Origin of the sequence: Maricaulis maris (assembly GCF_049116555.1) — a bacterium.
Taxonomy (GTDB): domain Bacteria; phylum Pseudomonadota; class Alphaproteobacteria; order Caulobacterales; family Maricaulaceae; genus Maricaulis; species Maricaulis maris_C.
On record NZ_JAGDYT010000003.1, the window covers coordinates 202,087 to 226,430 of the forward strand.

Annotated in this window: 39 protein-coding genes; 3 read left to right on the forward strand and 36 right to left on the reverse strand. The window is 61.6% G+C overall.

Going from position 1 to position 24,344, the window contains the following annotated elements; translation table 11 throughout:
* Nucleotides 1-8: 8 nt before the first annotated feature.
* Together JXQ94_RS05645 and JXQ94_RS05650 are read right to left on the reverse strand one after the other, a co-directional pair.
* The gene (locus tag JXQ94_RS05645) at nt 9-776 is read right to left on the reverse strand and encodes an ATP12 family chaperone protein (RefSeq protein ID WP_421922834.1); all 768 of its coding nucleotides are present in this window, start codon (nt 774-776) and stop codon (nt 9-11) included.
* Nucleotides 773-1,567 carry an HAD-IA family hydrolase gene (locus JXQ94_RS05650; protein WP_421922835.1) on the reverse strand — a complete coding sequence of 265 codons (795 nt, stop codon included), beginning with the start codon at nt 1,565-1,567 and terminating at the stop codon, nt 773-775. Before JXQ94_RS05650 ends, JXQ94_RS05645 begins: the two co-directional genes overlap by 4 nt.
* Before the next feature lie 40 nt (nt 1,568-1,607).
* Between JXQ94_RS05650 and JXQ94_RS05655 the strand changes: the two genes are divergently transcribed.
* Complete coding sequence (locus JXQ94_RS05655; protein ID WP_421922836.1) at nt 1,608-1,928, forward strand: DUF1244 domain-containing protein; 321 nt, start codon at nt 1,608-1,610, stop codon at nt 1,926-1,928.
* A 19-nt stretch (nt 1,929-1,947) separates the two neighbouring features.
* On the opposite strand, the gene JXQ94_RS05660 is transcribed toward JXQ94_RS05655, so the two are convergent.
* From JXQ94_RS05660 to crcB, 3 genes are all read right to left on the reverse strand, one after another.
* Nucleotides 1,948-2,688 (reverse strand): hypothetical protein, encoded by a 741-nt coding sequence (locus tag JXQ94_RS05660; protein WP_421922837.1) that lies wholly within the window; start codon nt 2,686-2,688, stop codon nt 1,948-1,950.
* A gap of 104 nt (nt 2,689-2,792) precedes the next feature.
* Nucleotides 2,793-3,785: an RluA family pseudouridine synthase gene (locus JXQ94_RS05665; RefSeq protein ID WP_421922838.1), complete on the reverse strand. Its 993-nt coding sequence runs from the start codon at nt 3,783-3,785 to the stop codon at nt 2,793-2,795.
* On the reverse strand, nt 3,782-4,165 hold the full coding sequence (gene crcB, locus JXQ94_RS05670) for a fluoride efflux transporter CrcB (protein ID WP_421922839.1): 384 nt from the start codon (nt 4,163-4,165) through the stop codon (nt 3,782-3,784). Before crcB ends, JXQ94_RS05665 begins: the two co-directional genes overlap by 4 nt.
* Nucleotides 4,166-4,700: 535 nt before the next feature.
* Here crcB and JXQ94_RS05675 point away from each other — a divergent pair.
* Entirely contained in the window at nt 4,701-5,399 is a 699-nt protein-coding gene (locus JXQ94_RS05675; RefSeq protein ID WP_421922840.1) for a hypothetical protein, read from the forward strand.
* 3 nt (nt 5,400-5,402) lie between these two features.
* On the opposite strand, the gene JXQ94_RS05680 is transcribed toward JXQ94_RS05675, so the two are convergent.
* Nucleotides 5,403-5,777, reverse strand: coding sequence for a hypothetical protein (locus JXQ94_RS05680; protein ID WP_421922841.1), 375 nt, complete (start codon nt 5,775-5,777; stop codon nt 5,403-5,405).
* 68 nt (nt 5,778-5,845) lie between these two features.
* Nucleotides 5,846-7,153, reverse strand: a complete 1,308-nt coding sequence (locus JXQ94_RS05685) for a replication-associated recombination protein A (RefSeq protein WP_421922842.1) — start codon at nt 7,151-7,153, stop codon at nt 5,846-5,848.
* Nucleotides 7,154-7,232: 79 nt separating this feature from the next.
* On the opposite strand from JXQ94_RS05685, the gene JXQ94_RS05690 reads away from it, so the two are divergent.
* Nucleotides 7,233-7,712 carry a VOC family protein gene (locus JXQ94_RS05690; RefSeq protein ID WP_421922843.1) on the forward strand — a complete coding sequence of 160 codons (480 nt, stop codon included), beginning with the start codon at nt 7,233-7,235 and terminating at the stop codon, nt 7,710-7,712.
* On the opposite strand, the gene JXQ94_RS05695 is transcribed toward JXQ94_RS05690, so the two are convergent.
* The 29 genes from JXQ94_RS05695 to tuf form a co-directional block, all read right to left on the reverse strand.
* Nucleotides 7,709-9,112 (reverse strand): Do family serine endopeptidase, encoded by a 1,404-nt coding sequence (locus tag JXQ94_RS05695; protein WP_421922844.1) that lies wholly within the window; start codon nt 9,110-9,112, stop codon nt 7,709-7,711. The two genes, JXQ94_RS05690 and JXQ94_RS05695, sit on opposite strands and share 4 nt — an antisense overlap.
* Before the next feature lie 89 nt (nt 9,113-9,201).
* Nucleotides 9,202-9,624, reverse strand: coding sequence for a 50S ribosomal protein L17 (gene rplQ, locus JXQ94_RS05700; protein WP_295691660.1), 423 nt, complete (start codon nt 9,622-9,624; stop codon nt 9,202-9,204).
* Between the two features lie 44 nt (nt 9,625-9,668).
* On the reverse strand, nt 9,669-10,688 hold the full coding sequence (locus tag JXQ94_RS05705; RefSeq protein WP_297733288.1) for a DNA-directed RNA polymerase subunit alpha: 1,020 nt from the start codon (nt 10,686-10,688) through the stop codon (nt 9,669-9,671).
* A gap of 74 nt (nt 10,689-10,762) precedes the next feature.
* The gene (gene rpsK, locus JXQ94_RS05710; RefSeq protein WP_291844491.1) at nt 10,763-11,152 is read right to left on the reverse strand and encodes a 30S ribosomal protein S11; all 390 of its coding nucleotides are present in this window, start codon (nt 11,150-11,152) and stop codon (nt 10,763-10,765) included.
* A gap of 11 nt (nt 11,153-11,163) precedes the next feature.
* Entirely contained in the window at nt 11,164-11,532 is a 369-nt protein-coding gene (rpsM, locus tag JXQ94_RS05715; RefSeq protein WP_291844495.1) for a 30S ribosomal protein S13, read from the reverse strand.
* 144 nt (nt 11,533-11,676) lie between these two features.
* Entirely contained in the window at nt 11,677-12,243 is a 567-nt protein-coding gene (locus JXQ94_RS05720; protein ID WP_421922845.1) for an adenylate kinase, read from the reverse strand.
* Entirely contained in the window at nt 12,240-13,580 is a 1,341-nt protein-coding gene (gene secY, locus JXQ94_RS05725) for a preprotein translocase subunit SecY (RefSeq protein ID WP_366523980.1), read from the reverse strand. The genes JXQ94_RS05720 and secY overlap by 4 nt, the downstream gene beginning before the upstream one ends.
* 33 nt (nt 13,581-13,613) lie before the next feature.
* Nucleotides 13,614-14,093: a 50S ribosomal protein L15 gene (gene rplO / locus JXQ94_RS05730; protein ID WP_295691652.1), complete on the reverse strand. Its 480-nt coding sequence runs from the start codon at nt 14,091-14,093 to the stop codon at nt 13,614-13,616.
* Nucleotides 14,094-14,132: 39 nt separating this feature from the next.
* Nucleotides 14,133-14,318, reverse strand: a complete 186-nt coding sequence (gene rpmD, locus JXQ94_RS05735) for a 50S ribosomal protein L30 (RefSeq protein ID WP_295691650.1) — start codon at nt 14,316-14,318, stop codon at nt 14,133-14,135.
* A gap of 12 nt (nt 14,319-14,330) precedes the next feature.
* Nucleotides 14,331-14,939 carry a 30S ribosomal protein S5 gene (gene rpsE / locus JXQ94_RS05740; protein ID WP_295691648.1) on the reverse strand — a complete coding sequence of 203 codons (609 nt, stop codon included), beginning with the start codon at nt 14,937-14,939 and terminating at the stop codon, nt 14,331-14,333.
* Between the two features lie 12 nt (nt 14,940-14,951).
* Entirely contained in the window at nt 14,952-15,314 is a 363-nt protein-coding gene (gene rplR, locus JXQ94_RS05745; RefSeq protein ID WP_421922846.1) for a 50S ribosomal protein L18, read from the reverse strand.
* A gap of 8 nt (nt 15,315-15,322) precedes the next feature.
* Nucleotides 15,323-15,856 (reverse strand): 50S ribosomal protein L6, encoded by a 534-nt coding sequence (gene rplF, locus JXQ94_RS05750; protein ID WP_421922847.1) that lies wholly within the window; start codon nt 15,854-15,856, stop codon nt 15,323-15,325.
* A 12-nt stretch (nt 15,857-15,868) separates the two neighbouring features.
* Nucleotides 15,869-16,267, reverse strand: a complete 399-nt coding sequence (rpsH, locus tag JXQ94_RS05755) for a 30S ribosomal protein S8 (protein ID WP_295691643.1) — start codon at nt 16,265-16,267, stop codon at nt 15,869-15,871.
* Between the two features lie 16 nt (nt 16,268-16,283).
* Nucleotides 16,284-16,589: a 30S ribosomal protein S14 gene (gene rpsN / locus JXQ94_RS05760; protein WP_295691641.1), complete on the reverse strand. Its 306-nt coding sequence runs from the start codon at nt 16,587-16,589 to the stop codon at nt 16,284-16,286.
* A 49-nt stretch (nt 16,590-16,638) separates the two neighbouring features.
* Nucleotides 16,639-17,199, reverse strand: coding sequence for a 50S ribosomal protein L5 (gene rplE / locus JXQ94_RS05765; RefSeq protein WP_295691639.1), 561 nt, complete (start codon nt 17,197-17,199; stop codon nt 16,639-16,641).
* Complete coding sequence (gene rplX, locus JXQ94_RS05770) at nt 17,192-17,506, reverse strand: 50S ribosomal protein L24 (RefSeq protein ID WP_295691638.1); 315 nt, start codon at nt 17,504-17,506, stop codon at nt 17,192-17,194. Before rplX ends, rplE begins: the two co-directional genes overlap by 8 nt.
* On the reverse strand, nt 17,506-17,874 hold the full coding sequence (rplN, locus tag JXQ94_RS05775) for a 50S ribosomal protein L14 (protein ID WP_295691636.1): 369 nt from the start codon (nt 17,872-17,874) through the stop codon (nt 17,506-17,508). Before rplN ends, rplX begins: the two co-directional genes overlap by 1 nt.
* A gap of 41 nt (nt 17,875-17,915) precedes the next feature.
* On the reverse strand, nt 17,916-18,152 hold the full coding sequence (rpsQ, locus tag JXQ94_RS05780; RefSeq protein ID WP_295691634.1) for a 30S ribosomal protein S17: 237 nt from the start codon (nt 18,150-18,152) through the stop codon (nt 17,916-17,918).
* Between the two features lie 2 nt (nt 18,153-18,154).
* Complete coding sequence (rpmC, locus tag JXQ94_RS05785; protein WP_295691633.1) at nt 18,155-18,361, reverse strand: 50S ribosomal protein L29; 207 nt, start codon at nt 18,359-18,361, stop codon at nt 18,155-18,157.
* A gap of 13 nt (nt 18,362-18,374) precedes the next feature.
* Complete coding sequence (gene rplP / locus JXQ94_RS05790; RefSeq protein ID WP_297733321.1) at nt 18,375-18,788, reverse strand: 50S ribosomal protein L16; 414 nt, start codon at nt 18,786-18,788, stop codon at nt 18,375-18,377.
* 11 nt (nt 18,789-18,799) lie between these two features.
* The gene (gene rpsC, locus JXQ94_RS05795) at nt 18,800-19,504 is read right to left on the reverse strand and encodes a 30S ribosomal protein S3 (protein ID WP_295695471.1); all 705 of its coding nucleotides are present in this window, start codon (nt 19,502-19,504) and stop codon (nt 18,800-18,802) included.
* Nucleotides 19,504-19,884 carry a 50S ribosomal protein L22 gene (gene rplV / locus JXQ94_RS05800; protein WP_295695473.1) on the reverse strand — a complete coding sequence of 127 codons (381 nt, stop codon included), beginning with the start codon at nt 19,882-19,884 and terminating at the stop codon, nt 19,504-19,506. Before rplV ends, rpsC begins: the two co-directional genes overlap by 1 nt.
* 3 nt (nt 19,885-19,887) lie before the next feature.
* Nucleotides 19,888-20,166, reverse strand: coding sequence for a 30S ribosomal protein S19 (rpsS, locus tag JXQ94_RS05805; RefSeq protein WP_271185310.1), 279 nt, complete (start codon nt 20,164-20,166; stop codon nt 19,888-19,890).
* Between the two features lie 10 nt (nt 20,167-20,176).
* Entirely contained in the window at nt 20,177-21,013 is an 837-nt protein-coding gene (rplB, locus tag JXQ94_RS05810; RefSeq protein ID WP_297733330.1) for a 50S ribosomal protein L2, read from the reverse strand.
* A 1-nt stretch (nt 21,014) separates the two neighbouring features.
* Nucleotides 21,015-21,311 carry a 50S ribosomal protein L23 gene (locus JXQ94_RS05815; RefSeq protein WP_295695479.1) on the reverse strand — a complete coding sequence of 99 codons (297 nt, stop codon included), beginning with the start codon at nt 21,309-21,311 and terminating at the stop codon, nt 21,015-21,017.
* Nucleotide 21,312: 1 nt separating this feature from the next.
* Entirely contained in the window at nt 21,313-21,948 is a 636-nt protein-coding gene (gene rplD / locus JXQ94_RS05820) for a 50S ribosomal protein L4 (protein WP_301064939.1), read from the reverse strand.
* On the reverse strand, nt 21,945-22,751 hold the full coding sequence (gene rplC, locus JXQ94_RS05825; RefSeq protein ID WP_421922848.1) for a 50S ribosomal protein L3: 807 nt from the start codon (nt 22,749-22,751) through the stop codon (nt 21,945-21,947). The genes rplD and rplC overlap by 4 nt, the downstream gene beginning before the upstream one ends.
* Before the next feature lie 4 nt (nt 22,752-22,755).
* Nucleotides 22,756-23,070 carry a 30S ribosomal protein S10 gene (gene rpsJ, locus JXQ94_RS05830; RefSeq protein ID WP_011643734.1) on the reverse strand — a complete coding sequence of 105 codons (315 nt, stop codon included), beginning with the start codon at nt 23,068-23,070 and terminating at the stop codon, nt 22,756-22,758.
* 82 nt (nt 23,071-23,152) lie between these two features.
* Nucleotides 23,153-24,343, reverse strand: coding sequence for an elongation factor Tu (gene tuf / locus JXQ94_RS05835; protein WP_421922849.1), 1,191 nt, complete (start codon nt 24,341-24,343; stop codon nt 23,153-23,155).
* Between the last annotated feature and the right edge of the window lies 1 nt (nt 24,344).

A 24,344-nucleotide genomic window follows, 5' to 3' on the forward strand; every position in this document is an offset into this window, starting at 1 on the left:
GCCCGGCATCAAGCCGCCGGCGCCGCGTCCAATGCGCGCAGGACGTCATGCATGACACGCAATTCCGTGCGCAACCGGGCCAGCCGGTCCGTGGCTTCATGGTCCTCGCCCCACTGGCTGATCTGGAAATGCTCATCGAGCGTGGAGAGGACGAAGGCCTTGTCGCCATCAATCTCGCCGTCGAGAAGGGCGAGACCAAGCAGCGCCGAACCGCACACTGCCGTCACATGTGCCAACGTCGTCAGCCGCCAATTATCGCACGCGCCGGCTCGCTGCATCACTCGCTGAAGGGCCACCGGGTCCTGGTCAATCGGCATCACACCCGGGGCCGGCACGAAATGCGCGTCGAGCGCTGACCGGGCCCAGGCTATGACCGGATCCCAGGATGCCGCCTGGGCCGCCGCCAGCTCGGGCGGTTCTGGTGCGCGAAAGCAAACCAGATCCGTCGATGCATATTTTGTCACCTCGGCGATCGTCGCGTCACGGGCGCCCGGGATGAGGTCGATGGCGACGAAGCAGAGCCGGGTGGCTGGCATGGCCGGCGCATCGATGCGCTCGCCCTGGGCCGCCCACTCGCCGGCGACCAGCTCGGCCATCGCCCGGGTCGGCAAAGTCAGGCCCTGCTTGGCCGGCGATTTCACGGGACGACCGTCGAGCAGTACCGCATAGCCCCCCTCCGCTTCAGCGATGCTCACCTCTTTGTAGAATCGTTTGGGCAGCGAGTTTTCGCGCGCCGGAATTTTCACGCCGGGCTTGGTTTCATAATTCTCGGTCACGCCTCAACTCCTTCAGTTTTGCCGGCCGCTTCGCCGCTCGTCACGCGCGCGGCGAAGGCGTCCAGCTCGGCGTCCAGCGCCGCAAAATCATGATGGACGGAATGAGCGCCACCCGCCTCGATCTCGTCAGGCGTGTGAAACCCCCAACTGACGCCCAGCGTATGGACACCGGCATTGCGGCCCATCTCCATGTCGAACCGGGTATCGCCGATCATCACGGCTTGAAAGGGATCCGTCCCGGTTTCGCGCAATGCGTCCAGAACCATGCGCGGATGCGGTTTGCCGGCACCGCCATCCACGGTTTGCAAGGTATCGAAATAGCGGTGCAGATCATGATGACCAAAGACGATGTCCAGCCCGCGACGCGCCTTGCCGGTCGCCACGCCCATCAACCAGCCCTCATCGGCGAGCCGCTCGATCGTCTCCCGGGCTCCGTCATAGAGTGGTTCCTGGAAGCCGGCTTCAGCCCGGTGCTCGACGAAGGCTTCCTTGTAGAAGGTGGCCAGCTCGACCGCCTTGGCAGCCGGATAGTCCGGCGGCGCGAGGCGGGTAACCGCTTCGGTCAGCTCCAATCCGACAATCGTGCGGGTCCGATCATATTCAATCCCGCCCAGCCCGGCCCGACGAAAGGCCCGGTCCATGGCTGTCTGGATTACCTGGCGACTATCGACAATCGTGCCGTCGATGTCCCAGATCGCAAGTTTCAGGGGTGTGCTCACGCCGCGAGGCTCCGTCTGCTTGGCCGCGACATAGGCGGCTGCGCGCGGCTTGGCAAGCAGGCCCCGCCTCATGCTAGCTATGCGTAACAGGCCAAGCGGAGCACGCCCTTTCATGACCTTGCCGGAAAACATCACCGAGACCGAACGCACAGCGCTGGACGCCGCCGCTTTCCGCCGGCTCGTGGCGCACCTTGATGCACACAAGGAAGTCCAGAATATCGACCTCATGCTGCTGGCCGATTTCTGCCGCAACTGCCTGGGTGACTGGTGGCGCGAAGCGGCGGCCGAACGCGGCATCGACGTGACCCGGGACCAGGCCCGTGAACGCGTCTACGGCATGCCGCCAGCCGAGTGGAAGGCGCAATACCAGACCGAGACCAGCCCGGAAAAGGTCGAAGCCTTCAAGGCCAGGCAGGCGGCGAAGCAAGGTTGAGCAGCGGCCTCGCCGATCGCTAGCCGGCGCTATCCTGGTCCGGCAGAGCGAGATATTGAACGGGCTGTCCGACCACATCGATACGCACGACACGCCCGCTCGCTTCGTCGACATAGATGTCATTGGCCGGTGTTCCGCCGCGCTGCTCAATCCGAACAGTCTGAAAACGCCCTGCCGGCGTGTCGATGGAGATGATTTCCATGGCGGTCAGCGTGACCGCTTCATAGACATCCCGCATCGGGACCCACCAGTCGAAGCTGACCCTGTCGCCCGGCTCCATGTCCAGCACGGGCGCCAGCATGAAAAAGGCGCCCCGGACCATCGCGCCATCATGAACGGCATGATCGATCGGGGCAGACTGGGGGGCCTCCGCGGGACCGTGCAGACTCCGCATTCCGGTCACCTGGCCCTCTGCGAACGCGGCGTCGACCAGATAGTAGCGAGTGCCACTGTGATACCGCAGCCCGACATGCTCAGGCGTCAGGTCCTGAAGGTCCAGACGTGCCGAGAAGCTCTCATAATCGCTGCGCGAGACAATCATGGAGCGATCCCACAAATGCACGCCATCATCGTCGGAATACCAGCCATAGCGCATGAAGCCGTCACGCTCACCATCATTGAAGAGGCCGAGATTGAACCCGCCCTCGGCCAGTTCCGCGCGATTGACCCGTTCGCCGATGGATTGACCCGCAGCTGATGCGCTGCCTGCCAGCCCCAGAGCCAGCCCTGCGATCAGCGTGTGTGTGAAACATGTTGCCATGATGCCCCCTGTCGCGCGCAGGACACCACTCGTGGGCAGCACTGTCGACGCCCGAAAGCTCGAATTGGCGAAGTTGTGAAACCGCGTGATGTGTTCCGGCCCGCTTACGCCAGATCTTCCTCGATCATCGCCTCGTCTATCTCCTTCACCGAGAAGCCGAGCGTGTCATAGATCTTCTTCAACGCGGGTGGCAGATCGGCAGTGAGGACCAGCGACTTGCCGCCGGGGCGGGGAACTTCCAGTCGGCGCGCGTGCAGACAGAGGCGTCGGCCCAGATCCTCGGGTGCCGGTCTGTGGCAGGTATATTTCTTGTCGCCGAGGATGGCGGTGCCCATGGCGGCGAGATGGACACGAAGCTGATGGGTCCGGCCGGTCACGGGACGCAGGGCCACCCAGGACGCTTTCTGCCCGGCCTCGCCAATCACGATATAGCGGGTCAGCGCATGCTGGGCGCCCTCATCGCCATGGCCGGCGGCCACCATGGTCTCGCGCTCACTGTCGACACCGACCGAAGCGGCCTTGCGCATGAAACCCTTGATCTCGCCCATTTTGGGCTTGGGCACGCCGATCGCGATCGCCCAATAGGTTTTCCGGGTCTTGTGCGACTGGAACGCCTTGGCGAGCCGGGATGTCGCCTTCGGCCCCTTGCCGACGATGAGTATGCCCGAGGTATCCTTGTCGAGCCGGTGCACAAGGCGCGGCCGGTCGAGACCTTCGCCGAACGCATCCAAGAGGCCGTCGAGATGGCGGGTGGTCTTCGACCCGCCCTGAACGGCGAGGCCAGCCGGCTTGTTGAAGGCGATCAGCTCATCATCCTCATAGATGACCAGTGATTTCACATAGGCAACGTCCTGGTCGGACAGGGCAACCGATGGCGGGCGCTCGCCCGGCTCGGGCAGCGGCGGGACCCGGATTTCCTGGCCCTCATGGACGCGGCTATCGCCTTTGACCCGGCCACCATCGACCCGGATCTGTCCCTTGCGGCACAATTTCTGGACCATGATCGCCGAAACATGCGGGAAGCGGCGCTTGAACCAACGGTCCACACGTGAACCATCCTCCGTGGCTTCCACCTTCAGGGTCTGAACACCACTCATGCGAAGCCCTTCCGCATAATCCAAAGCCCAACAAAGACAGCAGCCAGCGCCAGAATGACCGAACTCGCCGCATAACCGAAAGCCGGGAGCAGCGCCTTGCGTTCGAACATATTGGCAATCTCCAGTGAAAAGGCCGAGAAGGTGGTGAACCCACCGAGAAAGCCGACAGCGCCAAACAGGCGGATATATTGCTGGTCGGCGCGGTCGGTGGCAGCGAGCCAGCCAATCAGCAGGCCCATCATCAGACCACCCACGATATTGACCGCGAATGTTCCCCAGACCTGTTCCGGCCCGAACCAGCGAAAGGTCAGACGCCCCACCTGGTAGCGCGAGATGGCGCCGAGTGCACCGCCGGCGCCGACAAGAAGATAATTGATCATTCCGGCTCGATAGGGTCATGCGCCCCGCTTGGCAAGCATCCACACCGGTCGATCCGGCGCATTAACGCCACCCTAACCAATCCTTAATTTCATTTCATGTAACGTAACCTATGCATTATTGCAATGGTGACTTGGCGAAATGTCGATTGTCTGAGGCCCGTAAGTCCTTATTTACCAACGTGCGAACCGGGAAGGCCCGGGCCGCCAAGATGATAAGGATCTCCCTCATGACGAACCGCATTTCAAACTCCCTCTCGGCCGTGATCAACGTACTTTTTGTGGCCGGTGTGTTTGGTGCCATGACGATTGCCCTGACCGGCACTCTTGCCTAGGTCGAACCTCCCCCAAAAGGGTTCAACCGAAGCGGCATCCGATCGGCCCTGGCGACACGCCTCACAGTCCCCCGCCCCGATCGCACCCGACCTCAAACGAAAGCGGCAGTCTCCCCCAAGGACTGCCGCTTTTGTTTTGTCCTGATGCCTTGGATACGCCACATGCCACGCTAGACTGCCCCCCAGCCTCAGGGAGTCGCCTCATGTCCGTATTCATACTGGCCGCCATGCTTGTCCTGCAGGATGCCGACGCCCAGGCATCGGCTGCCGATGAGCTGGAAACAAGCGCAGCCCCTGCTCCCGCGACTGACGCTGCGACCCTGATCGCGCAGATAGAGGGACGACTGGCCGCCTATGGGGACACGGTCAGCCAGCTCGCAGCCCGAACCGCGCGCGAACGCTATCTCACCGAGCTCCTCCTGCCCGTCATGGCCCGCACTGATCTTGATGACGGCGCCCGTGGCGAGATCCTGCTCGCAATCTCAGACAGCATCCGCGACACGGAAGCCTCCAATTCGCGCTGGGCTGCCCGCCAGATCGAGCCGGACAGCTTTGTTATTCTCTGGACCGAGAATGCCCGTCTCGGCGAAAGCCTGCTGCGGCTGGCTGAACGCGATGAAGACAATCGGCGCCGGATCGTCGCAGCGCTCGAACCCATCGCCATGAATGGCGGATATGACGGCATCACATTTGCCACCATGGCCGATGCGTTCGCCGTCTCGGAAGATCGCCCCCAGCCCTATGGCACCGCAACGCACTGCGTCGAGGGCGTCACCGAAATCTGGCCACTCGCCGATGTCGGCGCGGTCGATGCAGGCCGGGCCTTGCTGGGCCTGCCCGCCCTCGACGCCGGAGCAATCGGTGGTGAGGCCTGTGAAACCAGCACGTCCGACGCGGACTAGCCCTCAGTCTTTCGCACGCAGGCTCAGCACCAGCATGAGCGCCACCGATACAACCGCCAGCACCGCACCAATGCCGAGGAGCGGCCCGACGGTCGCCTCATCGGCCAGCTGGCCATACATCAGATAGAGCGACGGGATCATCACCAGAACGGCAATGTGGTGCAATGCGAGCTGGGCCCAGGCGAGCAATCCGCTGCCCAGCTGGAAAACCCGGTACAGAATCGCCCAGAGGATGGGCAGGACGCCGCCCAGCAACATCATGTGAGCATGGGTCGGCATCTGGGCGTGATCGCCCGTGCGCCCCATATGCTCGCCCAGCAACATGCCGATGATGAGCCAGATCAGGCCGAGCGTCAGGTGAATGCGTTCCGGTTTCATGTGAACTCCCCCCAGAGTTGGCATACCGGGCAGGATTTGTCTTTCCTGGTCAAATGGCAAGCGACAGATTATGAGCGTCGCCGCGCCCTCACCTGCCGCCAGCGCGCCAGCCGCTCGCCGATCGCCGCTTCCCGACCGCTATCACGCGGTTCGTAGAAGACCGGACGGTCAGGCATGTCATCCGGGAAATAGTCCTGCCCGGAAACGCCACCGTCCGAGTCGTGGTCATATTCATAGCCCTCGCCATAGCCCTGGTCCTTCATCAGGGCCGTAGGGGCGTTGAGGATGTGCGCGGGCGGCATCAGAGAGCCCGTCGCCTTCGCCGCCTTCCTGGCCCGCTTGTAGGCGACGTAGACGGCGTTTGACTTGGCCGCTGTCGCCAAATGTACGACGGCATGGGCCAGGGCCAATTCTCCCTCGGGAGAGCCGAGCCGTTCATAAGTGCGCGCTGCTTCATTGGCGATCATCAGGCCGGTCGGGTCGGCGAGGCCGATATCCTCCGACGCCATACGCACCAGCCGCCGGGCCAGGAAGAGCGGATCCTCTCCGCCTTCCAGCATGCGGGCAAACCAGTACAGCGCCGCATCGGGATCCGATCCACGGATCGACTTGTGCAGGGCCGAGATGAGATTGTAGTGCTCGTCGCGATCCTTGTCGTAGGCGGTGGCCCGCTTGTTGAGCAGGGTGGCGAGATCGTCGGCGCCGACCTTGGTGTCCGGATCGAAGGTGAAGACCTCCTCGACCAGATTGAGCATGTAGCGGCCATCGCCATCGGCCATCGAGCGCAGGGCATTGCGCGCGCCGGCATCGAGCGGCAAGGCGCGACCCATTTCAGCCTCGGCGCGCTGCATGAGCAGGTCGAGCCCATCATCATCGAGCCGCTTGAGCACCAGCACCTGGCAGCGTGACAGCAGGGCCGCGTTGAGCTCGAAGGACGGGTTTTCGGTGGTGGCGCCAACCAGCGTGACCGTCCCCTCCTCCACCACCGGCAGAAAGCCATCCTGCTGGGCCCGGTTGAAGCGGTGGATCTCGTCGACAAATAGCAAGGTGCCCCGGCCCTGCTGGCGACGCGCCCTCGCCCGCTCGAAGGCCTTCTTCAGATCGGCGACACCGGAAAAGACCGCCGAGAGCGGTTCAAACTCCAGATCGCTGTCCTCGGCCAGAAGACGGGCAATCGTGGTTTTGCCGACGCCCGGCGGTCCCCACAGGATCAGGGAGGCGAGCCGGCCTTGCGAGCGCATCCGCGCAATCGGGCCCTTGCCGGCGAGCAAGTGGTCCTGGCCGACGACCTCGTCGAGCGTTTGCGGGCGCAAACGGTCGGCCAGAGGCCGTGGGGCGTCGGCATCAAGGCCAGCGGCTTCGAACAGGCTTGTCATCTGTTCCAGCCTAGGCCCGTTCGCAGTTTCGTAGAAGGCAGGTCATGCTAGACTTGCAGCGGGCAATCAGGGGACCGCCATGAGCGATGCATCAGCCGAGAACGGCCCGGCCGACGATAGCCAGGCCGAAGACATCCACGCGCCGCCGACCTCCGGTGTGGCGCCCTATCTGAGCGTCCGCGATGGCGCGGCGGCGCTGGACTTCTATGCGCGCGCCTTCGATGCCGAGCTGCTCGAGCGCTATGATTTCGAGGGCAAGCTGGGCCATGCCACGTTGCGCATCAATGAGGGCATTGTGATGCTGGCCGACGAGTTTCCCCAGCACGAGGCGATGATCGGCAATGTCGCCCCCGCCAGCTTGGGCAATCGCACCACCTTCACGCTCAATCTCTACGTCACCGACGCCGATCTCTGGTTTGATCGAGCTGTCGCTGCAGGGGCGGATGCCATCCGGCCCTGCAGCGACGAGTTCTTCGGGCGTCACGGCAAGGTCCGCGACCCTTTCGGTCATGTCTGGAGCTTCGTCGCGCTCAAATCGCACCACGGTGCGGCTGACTAGTACAAACGCACAGAGGTATCAAAACGCTGCCCGCGCCGCTCCACGACGAGCGGCCAGACCTGCTCGCCATCATACTGGGCCAGAATCTCGGACACATCGTCGATCGAGGTGACAGGCGTCCCCATCAGTTCGATCAGCTGGTCGCCCGGGCGAAAGCCGAAACGACCGGCAACCGAACGCCGCCCGACACCGCTAACGACAATCCCACCCTGGAAGGGGTCGAGGCCGACGCGTTCATTGAAGGCGGGTGACAGCGTCACTAGCGTCGCCCCGGACAGGGGATTGCGGCCGCCGACCTCGTACGGGGCCGGGTCGGAAATGCCCGGTGCCGGCTGAACGGCCACGTCCAGGTTCATTTCCTCGCCATCGCGCAAAATGGTGAAGACCGCATCGTCACCGGCCGCACGGGTCGCAAGACGGAAGCGGGCACCGGCCTGGTTGTTCACCGGCTGACTATCAATCGCCAGCACGATGTCGCCCTGCATCAGGCCGGCTTCATCGGCAGCGGCCAACGGGTAGATTTCATTGACCAGCGCGCCACGCGGGCGATTGAGGCCAAAGGCGTCGGCGATGTCACTGTCGACCGGCTGCAAGCGGGCGCCAAGCCAGGGTCGGATAAGCTCGCCCTCACTCATCGCCGTGTCGACGACCCGGGAGACCATTTCCACCGGAATGGCGAAACCAATCCCGTTCGAGCCACCCGAGCGCGAGAAAATCATCGTGTTCACCCCGACCAGCTCACCATCCATATCGACCAGCGCTCCGCCGGAATTGCCGGGATTGATGGCCGCGTCAGTCTGGATGAAGGATGCAAAATCGGTCTGGCCGACATCCGTGCGGGCCAGGGCCGACACGATGCCCGACGTCACCGTCTGGCCAACCCCGAACGGGTTGCCGATGGCGAGAACGAGATCACCGACCTCGATATCACCCGTCCGGTCGAAGGGCAGGACCGGAAGCGGCTCATCGGTATGGACCCGAAGCACCGCCAGATCCGTCGCCTCGTCGGTCAGCAGTATCTCCGCCTCGAACTCCCGCCGGTCCGCCAGCACGACACGCAATTCGGTCGCTCCAGCCACGACGTGGTTATTGGTGACGATCACGCCGGACGCATCCACGATCACCCCGGATCCGAGCGAATTCTGCTCACGCGGCTGACCACGGAACATCCGCGAGAAGAATGGATCATTGGCAAAGGGATGCTGATTATTGGCCACGCGCCGCGAGAACACATTCACAACGGCAGGGGTCGCTTCGCGCACGACCGGCGCAAAGGACATCTGCATCTCGGTCCGGCTTTCCGGGAGCACCCGGTCATCCGCGGCACCGGCAAGGTCGATCTCCTGGGCGGCCGCTGGCGCGGTCGCGAGGAAGCAAGCAAGAAAAGCGTATCTGATCATGGGTCCCATATAGGCTGGATTCCGGGCACGAAAAAGGCGGCCCTGCTGAAGCAAAGCCGCCTTTCCCTGAACTCTTGCTGACTGGAAGCTTACTCCTCAGTCATGCCCTGTTCCGCTTCGACGCGGGCCCGGTCGGCTGCGCCCTTGGCAGCCGGGTCGCGATCGACCAGCTCGATGACCGCCATCGGGGCGTTGTCACCGTGACGGAAGCCCGCCTTGAGCACGCGGGTGTAACCACCATCGCGCTCGGAATAGCGGCCGCCGAGTGTGTCGAACAGCTTCTTGACCTGGTCCTCATCACGGACCTTGGACATCGCCTGGCGGCGTCCATGGACGTCGCCACGCTTGGCGAGCGTGATGAGCTTGTCCACGAACGGGGCCAGCTCCTTGGCTTTCGGCAAGGTGGTGACGATCTGCTCGTGCTCGATCAGCGACGCAGCCATATTGGCCAGCATAGCCTTACGGTGCGAATGGGTGCGGTTAAGCTTGCGGTGTGCGATGCCGTGACGCATGACTATTTCTCCTCAGTCCGGTTCAGGCGCCTCCCGGCGGCTGCCTAGACGTGATCCTCAAAACGTTTGGCGAGATCTTCGATGTTCTCCGGCGGCCAGTTCGGCGCTTCCATGCCAAGATGGAGACCCATCTGGGCGAGAACTTCCTTGATCTCATTAAGCGACTTGCGTCCAAAGTTCGGGGTACGGAGCATTTCCGCCTCGGACTTCTGGATCAGGTCGCCGATGTAGACGATGTTGTCGTTCTTCAGGCAATTCGCCGAACGCACGGACAGCTCCAGCTCGTCGACCTTGCGCAGAAGCGCCGGGTTGAAGTCGAGCTCGGGCTTGTCGTCCTCGGCCGGACGCGCCTCGACAGCTTCCTCGAAATTGATGAAGATCTGGAACTGGTCCTGAAGGATCCGCGCAGCAAATGCCACGGAATCTTCCGGAGTGACCGTTCCGTCCGTCTCAACTTCAAGCGTCAGCTTGTCATAATCAAGAACCTGGCCCTCACGGGTGTTCTCGACCTTGTAGGACACGCGCTTGACCGGGCTGTAGAGCGCATCAACGCCGATCAGACCGATCGGGGCATCTTCCGGGCGGTTACGCTCGGACGGGACATAGCCCTTGCCGGTGTTGATGGTGAACTCCATGCGGATTTCCGCACCCTCGTCCAGCGTACACAGAGCGAGATCCTTGTTGATGATCTCGACATCCGCGCTTTCCTCGATATCGCCAGCGGTGACGATGCCGGGGCCGGACTTCTTGAGCACGACGCGCTTGGGACCCTCGCCATGCATGCGCAGGGCGATTTGCTTGATGTTCAGCACGATGTCGGTGACGTCTTCACGCACGCCGTCGATCGACGAAAACTCGTGGACGACGCCGTCAATGTGAACATTCGTCACCGCCGCGCCCTGAAGCGAGGACAGCAGCACACGACGCAGCGCATTGCCCAGCGTCATGCCGAAGCCACGCTCCAGCGGCTCGGCGACAATCTTGGCTTGGCGCGCGGGATCATGTCCCGGTTCGATTTCCGGCTTCATCGGGCGGATGAGTTCTTGCCAGTTCTTCTCGATCACGTTCTTACTGCCCCTTCATCAGCCGCACGGTAGTTGCCGTCGGCGCGTTCAACAGGCGAAATGCGAGCCGCGTACTAGACGCGACGGCGCTTCGGCGGACGGCAACCGTTATGCGGGATCGGTGTGACGTCCTGGATGGTGGTGATGGTGAAACCCACCGACTGCAACGCACGCAGCGCACTTTCGCGCCCCGAACCCGGACCGGAGACCTTCACTTCGATGGTCTTCATGCCGTGGTCCATCGCCTTCTTGCCGGCATCTTCAGCAGCCATCTGGGCAGCATAAGGGGTCGATTTGCGCGAACCCTTGAAGCCCATGTGACCAGCGGAAGACCAGGAAATCGCATTTCCCTGGGCGTCCGTGATGGTCACCATGGTGTTGTTGAAGCTGGCACTCACGTGGGCGACACCCGACGTGATATTCTTGCGTTCACGCCGCTTCACGCGGCCTGTTTCCTTAGCCATTGGTCAGGGCCCTACTTTTTCTTGCCGGCAATCGGCTTGGCGGGACCTTTGCGCGTACGCGCATTGGTGTGAGTGCGCTGGCCACGGACAGGCAGGCCACGACGGTGGCGCAAGCCACGGTAGTTACCCAGGTCCATGAGGCGCTTGATGTTCACAGCCACGTCACGGCGCAGATCCCCTTCCACCATGTGATCACGATCGATCACTTCGCGGATTTGCAGGACTTCTGCATCCGTCAGCTCACTGACTCGACGCTCGGGCGTGATGGAAACCTGCTCGCAGATCTCCTTCGCCTTGGCCGGGCCAATGCCGTGGATGTAGCGAAGCGCGATCTCTACGCGCTTATTCGTCGGAATATTGACGCCGGCAATACGGGCCACTTTCCATCTCCCAAATTCAAAACGCCATTCACGGACGACCCAACAGGCAACCTTTCGGTCGCCGCATCAGCTCGCCCGTTTCGCGAAGGGCGCTATCTACAGTCAGCGTTGCCACCCCGTCAATGGGGTTGCAACAGGTGCGTATCACTTCTCTTCGAGTGCAGCAGCAATTCCGGCTGCAACCTCGTCCATGGATCCCATGCCGGGGACTTCCCGCATCTTGCCCGACTGGGCGTAGAAGGGGATGAGCGGCGCTGTCTGATCCTGGTAGTTTTTCAGTCGTACTTTGAACGCGTCGATATTGTCATCGGCCCGTCCCTCTTCCGCCGCCCGCTTTTCCATGCGAGCGACCAATTCCTTGTCATCCACCAACAAGCGGACAACGGCATCGACCTTGGAACCACGCTTGGCAAGCGCTGCATCCAAGGCTTCCGCCTGGGCCACCGTGCGCGGGAAACCGTCAAAGATGGCACCACCGGCCGCCTCGGCCTCCGGCAGTCTCTCCTCGATCAGCTCGATCACGATCTCGTCGGACACCAGATTACCGGCGTCCATGATCGCGGATACACGCTGTCCCAATTCTGTTCCGGCCGCCCTGGCTTCGCGCAACATGTCTCCGGTGGAGAGCTGCACCCAGCCGCGCTCGCTGACGAGACGCTTGGATTGGGTGCCCTTGCCGCAACCAGGCGGTCCGAACAGGATAATGTTCATCGTTTGCGTCCCCGGAGTTTCGACTTCTTGATCAGGCCCTCATACTGGTGTGCCAGCAGGTGCGACTGGATCTGGGAAACCGTGTCCATCGTCACTGACACGACGATCAGCAGGGAGGTGCCGCCGAGAGCCGTTTGCGGGCTCAGGAGCATGGGCACCATGCAGATCAGGGTCAGGTAGAGAGCGCCGACCAGGGTCAGGCGGGACAGGACGTAATCGATATACTCGGCGGTCCGCTTGCCCGGCCGAATGCCCGGCAGGAAACCACCATACTTCCGCAGGTTCTCGGCCGTGTCTTCAGGATTGAAAACGACCGACGTGTAGAAGAAGCAGAAAAAGATGATCATGGCCGCATAGAGCGCCATGAAGAGCGGCGCGCCCGGCCCGAGATAGGCCACGGTCGTCTGCAGCCATTCCGGTCCTGTCTGGGACTGGAAGCTGGCGGCCGTCGCCGGCAGCAGCAACAGGGACGAGGCAAAGATCGGCGGAATGACGCCGGCCGTGTTCAGTTTCAGCGGCAGGAAGGAGGTATCACCCCCGACCATGCGATTGCCCTGCTGACGCTTCGGGTACTGGACCAGAAGGCGGCGCTGCGAGCGCTCGACAAAGACCACCAGGGCCAGGCCGATCAGGATCAGCGCGCCACCGACCAGCAGGACCGTGCCATTGCCCGTCGAAGACGCCTGCGAGAAAGCCCCACCGATAACGCCCGGAACAGCCGAGATGATACCGGCGAAAATGATCAGCGAAACGCCATTGCCGACACCACGGGCCGTGATCTGCTCGCCCAGCCACAGCAGCAGCATGGTCGCTCCCACCAGGGTGATCACGGTCGAGGCAATAAAGAAGGGACCGGGGTTCAGCGCCAGCGCCACACCATCACTATTGGGCGTATTCATGCCCATGGCGATGGCAAAGGCCTGACCGGCCGCCAGGACGACGGTCAGATACCGCGTGTACTGGTTGATCTGCTGACGCCCTTGCTCACCACCTTCCTTCTTCAGCTTTTCAAGGCTGGGAATGGTGGCAGACATTAGCTGCATGATGATCGAGGCCGAGATGTACGGCATCACATTGAGGACAAAGATCGCCATGCGTTCGACGGCACCGCCGCCCAGCATGTTGAACATCCCAAGAATGCCCTGCCCCTCTCCGCCAAGAGATTGGAACAGGTCCGCATAGGCGGTCGGGTCGATTCCGGGAATCGGCACGAACGTACCAATCCGGTAGACAACCAGGATCCCGATCGTGAACAGGATGCGTTGCTGCAGCTCCTTCGCTTTCGCGAAGGAGCTAAAGTTCATGTTCGCAGCAAGCTGTTCGGCAGCTGAAGCCATGAAGACGTCCTTAAAAGGTCGGCGTTAAGTCGCTTATTCCGCGGCGTCGTCAGCCACGGCGGTGAGGGTCACCTTGCCACCGGCCTTCTCAACCGCAGCAATCGCAGTCTTGGAGGCACCGGCGACGGTGATCTCTACTTTGGACTTCAGCTCGCCCTTCGCAAGGAGGCGGATGCCATCCAGTGCACGACGGACCAGGCCCGCTGCAATCAGGACGTCGGCGTCGATCGGCTTTTTGGCGTCGATCTTGCCTTCGGCAATAGCCTTCTCGAGACGACCAAGATTCACTTCTGCCCAAGCCTTGCGGTTCGGCTTGTTGAAGCCCCGCTTCGGCAGACGCATGTGAAGCGGCATCTGACCGCCCTCGAAACCCTTGATGGCCACACCCGAACGGGATTTCTGGCCTTTGACGCCACGACCACCAGTCTTGCCCTTGCCGGAACCGATACCACGGCCGACGCGGGTACGGATCTTGGTCGCACCGTCATTGTCGCGCAATTCATTGAGACGCATGTCGTTCTCCATTCGATGGAGTGGTTTCCCTTTTGGGACCTACTCCTCGACGATTTCCACCATGTGGCTGACCTTGGCAATCATGCCGCGGACAGACGGTGTATCTTCCAGCTCGCGCTCGCGACCGATCTTGTTGAGACCGAGGCCGACAAGCGTGGCGCGCTGATCTTTGGGGCGGCGAATGGCGCTGCCCGTCTGGCGCACGCGGATCGTGGTTTTAGCCATTATATCCGGTCCTTACGCTTCGATCGCTTCCGGCGAAGACGCGCCGTCATCACGGCGGTTCACCAGATCACCGACCTTGAGACCACGCTTGGCAGCAACCGAGCGCGGGCTCGACTGCGACTTCAGCGCGTCCATGGTGGCGCGGATCATGTTGTACGGGTTGGACGTGCCAACCGATTTGGCGACCACGTCCTGGATCCCGAGGGTTTCCAGCACAGCGCGCATCGGACCACCGGCGATGACGCCGGTACCCGGAGGCGCTGCCCGCAGGACGACCTTGCCAGCACCGTGACGGCCCTTGCCGTCATGGTGCAGGGTCCGGCCTTCGCGAAGCGGCACGCGGATCATGTTCTTCTTGGCTTCGTCGGTCGCCTTGCGGATGGCTTCCGGCACTTCACGTGCCTTGCCCTGTCCGAAACCGACGCGGCCCTTGGTGTCACCGACAACGACGAGGGCTGCGAACTGGAAGTTCCGGCCACCCTTAACCGTCTTGGCGACGCGGTTGATGTGGACGAGCTTGTCGACAAGTTCGTCATCGCGTTCCTGGTCGCGGTCCCGGCCACGGCCGCGGCCACGGCCACGATCGCCGCGATCACCGCGCTGCTCGTTCTGATGAGCCATACGTCCGCTCCCTTAGAAGTTCAGGCCGCCCTCGCGGGCCGCCTCTGCGAGCGCTTTGACACGCCCGTGAAAGATGTAACCGCCACGGTCGAAGACGACGTCCTTGACGCCTTCCTTGACTGCGCGCTCGGCGATCAGCTTGCCGACGATCCCGGCAGCCTTCGTATCGCAACCCTTGCCATGCTCTTTTTGAGCGGCTTCCTCGAGGGAAGAGGCTGCGACGATCGTCTTGCCCGACACATCGTCGATGAGCTGGGCATAGATGTTCTTCGAAGACCGGTAGACCGACAGCCGCGGACGGCCGTTGGCGAACTTGCGCAGACGGATCCGGTTGCGCTGGGCGCGACGGACCGATTTTTCGCGTTGAGTTTTCATCGCTCGCCCTACTTCTTCTTGCCTTCTTTGCGGCGGATATACTCGCCGACATATTTGATGCCCTTGCCCTTGTAGGGCTCCGGCGGACGGAAGCGGCGGATCTCGGCGGCCGTCTGGCCAACGCGCTGCTTGTCAGCGCCCGTGATCTTCACTTCGGTCGGCTTGCCGACGGCGATGGTGATGCCTTCCGGTGCGTCATAGATGACGTCATGAGACAGGCCGAGCGACAGCTTCAGGGACGAACCCTGCATCTGCGCGCGATAACCAACGCCGACCAGTTCGAGATTTTTCTCGTAACCAGCCGAGACACCCTGGACCAGGTTGGCGACGAGAGCGCGTTGCATGCCCCACATCGCGCGGGACTTCTTGGTCTCGTCGCGCGGCTTGATGACAATGCCATCTTCGCCCTGCTCGACATTCACCTCATTCACAAAGGCCATGGACAATTCGCCCTTGGGACCTTTGACGGTCAGCGCCGAGTCCGTGAGCGTCGCAGTGACGCCGCCAGGAATGGCTACCGGGAGTTTACCGATACGTGACATTGGTTCGCTCCCTTAGCTGACGTGACAGAGGATCTCGCCGCCCACATTGGACTCGCGAGCAGTCGAATCCGACATCACACCCTTGGGCGTGGAGAGGATTGCGATGCCGAGGCCATTCTGGACAAGCGGAAGGTCCTTGACGCCGGAATAGACGCGGCGGCCCGGCTTGGAGATACGTTTGATCTCCGAAATAACCGAGTCACCTTCGAAATACTTAAGTTCGATCTCGAACTCTTTCAGGCCGGTCGGCATTTCAACTTCCGCATAATCGCGGATGTAGCCTTCCGACTTGAGGACGTCGAGCACGCGGCGGCGCAGGGCCGATGCCGGCGTGTTGACGTTCCGCTTGTTGCGCATGAGCGCATTGCGGATACGGGTCAGCATATCGCCGAGAGGGTCGTTCACAGACATGTCCTAGTCTCCTCTCTTACCAGCTCGACTTGACCATGCCCGGGATCATTCCCTGGCTGGCCAGATCACGCATCGCGATACGCGACATGCGGAACTTGCGATAGAAAGCACGCGGACGGCCAGTGATCTCACACCGGTTCCGGATACGCGTGACGGCAGAATTGCGCGGCAGTTCAGCCAGCTTCAGCTGAGCAGCAAAACGCTCCTCAACCGGCAATTCCTTGTTGCGAGCGATCGACTTGAGCTGTTCACGCTTGGCAGCATAACGCTTGGCCAGGCGAGCACGCTTCAAATTGCGCTCGATTGCGGAAGTTTTCGCCATTTAAGTCCTCCTGCGTGCAAAGCCCGCACGGCTTTGCTCTCCTGCTGCGTTAGTTCGTAAAGGGGAAATCGAACTCGGCCAGCAGGGCCTTCGCTTCCTCATCATTGCCTGCGGTGGTGCAGACAACGATATCCATACCCCGGATCTTCTCGACCTTGTCGTAGTCGATTTCCGGGAACACGATATGTTCCTTCAGACCCATCGCGTAATTGCCGCGACCATCGAAGCTCTTACCATTGAGCCCACGGAAGTCACGCACACGCGGCAGGGCGATCGTGATCAGGCGGTCCAGGAATTCGAACATACGATCCTGGCGCAGGGTCACTTTCGCGCCGATCACCTGCTCCTCACGGAGCTTGAAGCCCGCGATGGACTTCTTGGCGACCGTCTTGACCGGCTTCTGGCCGGAAATGGCTTCGAGATCTTCCAGGGCACCCTTGATCTTCTTGGAATCCTGGGAGGCCTCACCGACGCCCATATTGATCACGATCTTGTCGAGACGCGGGATCTGCAGGTCGTTGGCATAGCCGAATTTTTCCTTCATCGCCTTCCGAATTTCTTCGTTATACTTGGCGCGAAGACGCGGTGTGTAGGTGGCGGTATCAGACATCGATAACCTCGCCCGAGCTCTTGGCGATGCGCACCTTCTTGCCGTCTTCAGTCTTGAAGCCGACACGAGTTGCCTCGCCGGTTTTCGGATCAGCCACCGCCACGTTGGACACGTGGATGGAGGCTTCCTTTTCCTTGATGCCGCCCTGGTCGGTCTGCGTCGCGCGGGTGTGGCGCTTGACCACATTCACGCCGGACACAATGACACGATCCTCGGTCGGCAGGACCTTGGTGACTTCGCCGGTCTTGCCCTTGTCACGGCCGGCGAGAATGACGACTTTGTCGCCCTTCTTGATCTTGGCAGCCATTACAGCACCTCCGGCGCCAGCGACACGATCTTCATGTGGTTCTTGCCACGCAGTTCGCGCGGAACCGGCCCAAAGATACGCGTGCCGAGCGGCTCGTTATTGTTGTTGATAATCACAGCCGCGTTGCCATCGAAGCGAATGACGGAACCGTCCTTGCGCTTGATGTCCTTGGCCACGCGAACGACGACGGCCTTGCGGACATCACCCTTCTTCACGCGACCACGCGGAATAGCTTCCTTGACCGAGACGACAATGATGTCGCCGACGTGGGCATAGCGACGCTTGGCACCGCCGAGCACCTTGATGCACTGCACACGGCGGGCGCCAGAATTGTCAGCCACGTCCAGATTGGTTTGCATCTGGATCATCGCAGATCCTCCTTAGGAAAGGATGGGTCTCCTTGTCGGGCCTAAGCCGCGACCGGGACCACCTCCCACCGCTTCAGTTTCGACTTGGGTGCACATTCCTGAATCTGGACCTGGTCACCCACCTTGAACGCATTGGCTTCGTCATGCGCGTGGTAACGCTTGGTACGACGGACCGTCTTGCGCAGCAGCGGGTGGAGGAAAGTCCGTTCCACACGCACCACGATGGTCTTGGCACCTTTGTCACTCACTACGACGCCTTGCAGGATACGCTTCGGCATCGCTAGCTCCCTTGCTCTTCGTGCGATTTCCGCTCGGTCTGGACCGTGTTGATACGCGCGATATCGCGGCGAATCTGGCCATAGCGAGCGGTGTTTTCCATCTGGCCGGAGGCCTGCTGGAACCGCAGCTTGAATTGTTCTTCCTTCAGCTTCAGGAGCTCGTCCTTCAGCTGATCTTCGGTCATGGCGCGAACGTCAACGGATTTCATCGTTGTGTTCTCCCTATTCGCCCAGCCGGGCGACGATTTTGGTCTTGACCGGCAGCTTTGCCGCGCCCAGCTCGAGAGCTTCGCGCGCAACATTTTCGGGAACACCGTCGATCTCGAACATGATGCGGCCAGGTTTGACCTTGCAAGCCCAAAACTCGGGCGAGCCCTTACCTTTACCCATCCGGACTTCGGTCGGTTTCTTGGAAACCGGTACGTCCGGGAAGATGCGGATCCACACGCGACCTGCACGCTTCATGTGGCGAGTAATCGCCCGACGCGTGGCTTCGATCTGACGCGCGGTAACGCGTTCCGGCTGAAGCGCCTTGAGGCCGTAGGAGCCGAAGTTCAGCGTATAGCCACCCTTCGCAGCACCTTTGATACGGCCTTTGTGCGCCTTGCGGAATTTCGTGCGTTTCGGTTGCAGCATGGCTGAATTCCTTACGCGGCTTGGCGGCCCGAACGGGCGCGCTGCTCACCCGACTCCTGGAGACGACGCTCCTGAGCATTCGGGTCATGTTCCATGATCTCGCCTTTGTAAATCCAGACCTTGATACCGATGATACCCATCGCGGTCTTGGCTTCGGCGGTTCCGTAATCGATGTCGGCGCGCAGCGTATGAAGCGGCACGGAGCCCTCATTATACTGCTCGGTGCGGGCAATTTCCGCACCGCCGAGACGACCACCGCAGACGATCTTGCAGCCCTTGGCGCCCATGCGCATCGCCGACTGCATCGAACGCTTCATTGCGCGGCGGAAAGCCACACGGCGCTCGAGCTGCTGGGCGATGGACTCGGCCACCAGGGTCGCGTCGATTTCCGGCTTGCGCACTTCAACGAGGTTCAGGAAAACCTCGCCGTCGACCATTTTCGACAACTCCTTGCGGAGTGTCTCGATGTCCGAACCCTTCTTGCCGATCACCACACCCGGACGGGCCGTGTGAACCGTGACGCGGCACTTCTTGTGCGGGCGCTCGATGACGATCTTCGACACGCTGGCATTCTTCAGACGCTGCTTGAGCATCTTCCGGATGTTGATGTCCTCGTGGAGCAGCTTGGCGTATTCGCCAGCGCCGGCATACCAACGGGATTCCCAGGTGCGGTTGACGCCAAGGCGCAGACCGATCGGATTGACTTTCTGACCCATCAGGCGGCCTCCTCGACTTCGCGCACCACGATGGTGAGCTCGGAAAACGGCTTCAGGATCTTCGCACCGCGACCGCGTGCACGAGCCCGGAAGCGCTTCATGACCAGGTTCTTGCCGACAAAGGCTTCCGACACGACAAGGCTGTCGATGTCGAGGCCGTGATTATTCTCGGCATTGGCAATCGCGGACTCGAGGGTCTTCTTGACTTCAATGGAGATCCGCTTGCGCGAGAATTCCAGATCGGCCAGGGCACGCTCGACCTTTTTGCCGCGAATAAGTGCAGCAACGAGGTTCAGCTTTTGCGGGCTGGTGCGGATCATCCGCAGCTTGGCGCGCGCTTCATTGTCAGCGACGCGACGGGGATTGGCAGACTGTCCCATCGCTTATCTCCGCTTGGCTTTTTTGTCCGCGGCGTGACCGTAATAGGTCCGCGACGGGGCGAATTCACCGAGCTTGTGGCCGACCATGTCTTCGGTCACGAGCACAGGCACGAACTTGTTGCCGTTGTGAACCTGGAATGTCAGGCCCACGAATTGCGGCATGATGGTAGAACGGCGCGACCAGGTCTTGATCGCTTGCTTGCGTCCGCCCTCGTGCGACTTTTCCGCTTTTTTCAGCAGATAGCCGTCGACGAACGGACCTTTCCAGACAGAGCGAGGCATCGTCTGCTCCCTATCGCTTCTTGCGCTCGTGGCGCGAGCGGATGATGAACTTGTCGGTCGACTTGTTCTTGCGCGTCTTGGCACCCTTGGTCGGCTTGCCCCATGGGGTCACCGGATGGCGACCACCAGAGGTACGACCTTCACCACCACCATGCGGGTGGTCGACCGGGTTCATGACAACGCCGCGAACAGACGGACGCTTGCCGAGATGGCGATTGCGACCGGCCTTGCCGAGGTTGATGTTGAGGTGGTCCGGGTTTGAAACCGCACCGACCGTCGCCATGCACTTGTCCGAGACCATGCGCAGCTCGCCAGAGGCCAGACGGATCTGGGCGTAGCCGGCGTCGCGGCCGACAAGCTGAACATAGGCACCGGCGGAACGAGCGATCTGCCCACCCTTCTCCGGCTTCATCTCGACATTATGAAGGATCGTACCAACCGGCACGGCCTTCAGCGGCATGGCGTTGCCCGGCTTCACATCGGCCTTGGCAGACGCGATGACCGTATCGCCTTCGGAAAGACGCTGCGGAGCCAGGATGTAGGCCTTTTCGCCGTCCTCATACTTGATGAGGGCGATGAAAGCCGTCCGGTTCGGATCGTATTCCAGACGCTCGACGGTCGCGGGCATGTCCCACTTGCGGCGCTTGAAATCGACCAGGCGATAGAGACGCTTCGCGCCACCGCCACGCCGGCGGGCCGTGATGCGACCCATATTGTTGCGCCCACCGCTCTTGGTGAGGCCTTCGACCAGTGTCTTCTCAGGGCGTCCCTTGTGCAGGGCGGAGCGATCCACCAGCACGAGGGCACGGCGGCCCGGAGAGGTCGGTTTGAATGTTTTCAAAGCCATCTTACAGACCCGTCGTCACGTCGATCGAGTGACCCTCTTCGAGAGTCACGACCGCTTTCTTCTGGTCATTGCGACGACCGGGCACACCCCGGAAGCGCTTGGTCTTTCCGTGAACCTTGATGGTGTTCACATCCGTCACCTTCACCTTGAAGAGCTTCTCGACCGCCGCAGCGATCTCGGTCTTGTTGGCAGAGAGCGGAACGAAGAAGACCACCTTGTTCTCTTCCGAGAGCAGGGTCGACTTTTCGGTGATCACCGGGCTCAGGATCGTATCGTAATGGCGCGCAGCAGCCGACATCTTATGCCTCCTTCGCGCTGAGGCGGGCGTGGATCTGTTCCACGGCAGCCTTCGTCAGCACCAGGGTGTCGCGACGCAGCATGTCATAGACGTTGAGGCCCTGGGCGGGCAGCACGTCAATGCATGGCAGGTTGCGAGCCGCCTTGGCAAAATTCTCGTTCACTTCGGCGCCCGAGATGACCAGGGCATTGGAAATGCCCAGACCTTCGAAGGACGTGCGAAGCGCCTTGGTCTGCGGGGCGTCAAGCGCGGCATCGTCGATGACGATCAGCGACTTGGCACCAAGCTTGGCCGACAGCGCATGGCGCAGGCCAAGCGCACGAACCTTTTTGGGAAGCTCGTGAGCGTGGCTACGGACGCGAGGGCCGTGGGCCTTGCCGCCGCCGACGAATTGCGGAGCAGAACGGGCACCGTGACGGGCCGTACCGCCGCCCTTCTGGCGACCGAAACGTTTCTTGGTCCGATTGATTTCGGAGCGGCCGAGCGTCTTGTGAGTGCCCTGCTGGCGTGCCGCCAGCTGCCACTTCACAACGCGCTGCAGGAGGTCGGAGCGCACCTCTTCAATGCCGAAGACGGCATCGTCGAGATCGATGGCACCGGCGTCCTTCGCCGCGAGGGTTTTGACCTCGATCTTCATGCTTGCGTTCCTTCTTCACCGTCAGCCGCAGCTTCCGGGGCCGCGTTGTCGGCGTCAGCCGGAGCAGCCTCATTCTCAACCACCTCGGTCGGCGCCGGTGCGTTCAGTTCGTCAAGCGTGCGGAACTTGCCCGGAACCGGGAGTTCGGCGTCGCCATGACCCTTGACCGCGTCACGAAGCTCGACCCAGCCGCCGGCAGACCCGGGAACGGCGCCCTTGACCAGGACAATGCCGCGCTCGACGTCAACACGAACGACTTCGATATTCTGCGTGGTCACGCGGACAGCGCCCATGTGACCGGCCATTTTCTTGCCCTTGAAGACCTTGCCCGGATCCTGACACTGACCGGTCGAACCATGCGAACGGTGCGAGATTGACACACCGTGCGTGGCACGAAGGCCGCCAAAACCGTGGCGCTTCATGGCCCCTGCAAAACCCTTACCGATCGAGATGCCGGCAACGTCCACTTTCTGGCCCGGGACGAAATGGTCCGCGGTCAGCTCGGAGCCGACGTCAATCAGCGCGTCATCCGCGACGCGGAACTCGACCATCTTGCGCTTGGGCGCAACCTTGGCCTTGGCGAAATGACCGCGCAGCGCCTTTGGCGTCCGCTTGGCCTTGGCCTCGCCGGCACCAAGCTGGAGCGCCACATAGCCGTCACGATCAGCGGTCTTGTGAGACACGACCTGAACATTGTCCATGTGCAGCACCGTGCAGGGCACGTGTGAGCCGTCCTCGGCGAAAATACGCGTCATGCCCAGCTTGCGGGCAATCACGCCTGTTCTGCGATCTTCCTGGCGCATAATCCTACGCTCCCAGCTTGATCTCGACGTCCACACCGGCCGACAGGTCGAGCTTCATCAGCGCGTCCACGGTTTGCGGGGTGGGGTCGACGATGTCGAGAAGGCGCTTGTGCGTCCGGATTTCGAACTGCTCGCGCGACTTCTTGTCGATGTGCGGCGAGCGCAGCACCGTGAATTTCTCGATGCGCGTCGGCAGCGGAATCGGGCCACGGACATTGGCGCCCGTGCGCTTGGCTGTCGAAACGATCTCCCGGGTGGAATTATCCAGAACCCGGTGATCGAACGCCTTAAGGCGAATGCGGATGTTTTGACGTTCCATCAAACCGATCCCGTTTCTTAACTTTCAAAAAGAGCAAACCGGGGCGGCAGGTTCAGCCACCGCCCCGATCGGATTGCGTAGTCTATTCGATGATCTTTGACACGACGCCGGCGCCGACGGTGCGGCCACCTTCACGGATAGCGAAGCGGAGCTTCTCTTCCATGGCGATCGGTACGATCAGTTCGACATTCATTTCGATATTGTCGCCCGGCATGACCATTTCCGTGCCTTCATTCAGCGTCACGACGCCGGTGACGTCGGTCGTGCGGAAGTAGAATTGCGGACGGTAATTGGTGAAGAACGGCGTGTGACGGCCACCCTCTTCCTTGGTCAGGATATAGGCTTCAGCCACAAACTTGTGGTGCGGGGTGATGGAGCCCGGCTTGGCCAGAACCTGACCACGCTCAACACCTTCACGGTCCACGCCGCGCAGCAGAACACCGACATTGTCGCCAGCCTGGCCCTGGTCGAGCAGCTTGCGGAACATCTCAACGCCGGTACAGGTCGTCTTCGAGGTGTCACGGACACCCACGATTTCGATCTCTTCACCAACCTTGACAACACCACGCTCGATACGACCCGTCACAACTGTGCCACGGCCCGAGATCGAGAACACGTCCTCGATCGGCATCAGGAAAGGCTGGTCGATCGGGCGTTCCGGCGTCGGGATGTACTCATCCACGGCAGCCATCAGCTCGAGGATCTTGTCCTTGCCGATATTGTCGTCACGACCTTCAACAGCCGCCAGAGCCGAACCGGCAATGATCGGAAGATCGTCGCCCGGGAACTCGTAGGACGACAGAAGCTCACGCACTTCCATCTCGACAAGCTCGAGAAGCTCTTCGTCGTCGACCTGGTCAACCTTGTTCAGGAAGACAACCAGCGCCGGCACGCCAACCTGGCGAGCCAGGAGAATGTGCTCACGCGTCTGCGGCATCGGGCCGTCAGCCGCGTTCACAACCAGGATCGCGCCGTCCATCTGCGCTGCACCCGTGATCATGTTCTTCACGTAGTCAGCGTGGCCCGGGCAATCAACGTGGGCATAGTGACGATTGGCCGTCTCATACTCGACGTGGGCCGTCGAGATGGTGATGCCACGTGCTTTTTCTTCCGGCGCCGAGTCAATCTCGTCATAACCCTTGGCTGTACCGCCAGAGGCTTCCGCCAGAACCATCGTGATCGCAGCCGTCAGCGTCGTCTTGCCGTGGTCAACGTGACCAATCGTGCCGATGTTCGCATGCGGCTTGGTGCGCTCAAACTTTTCCTTCGCCATG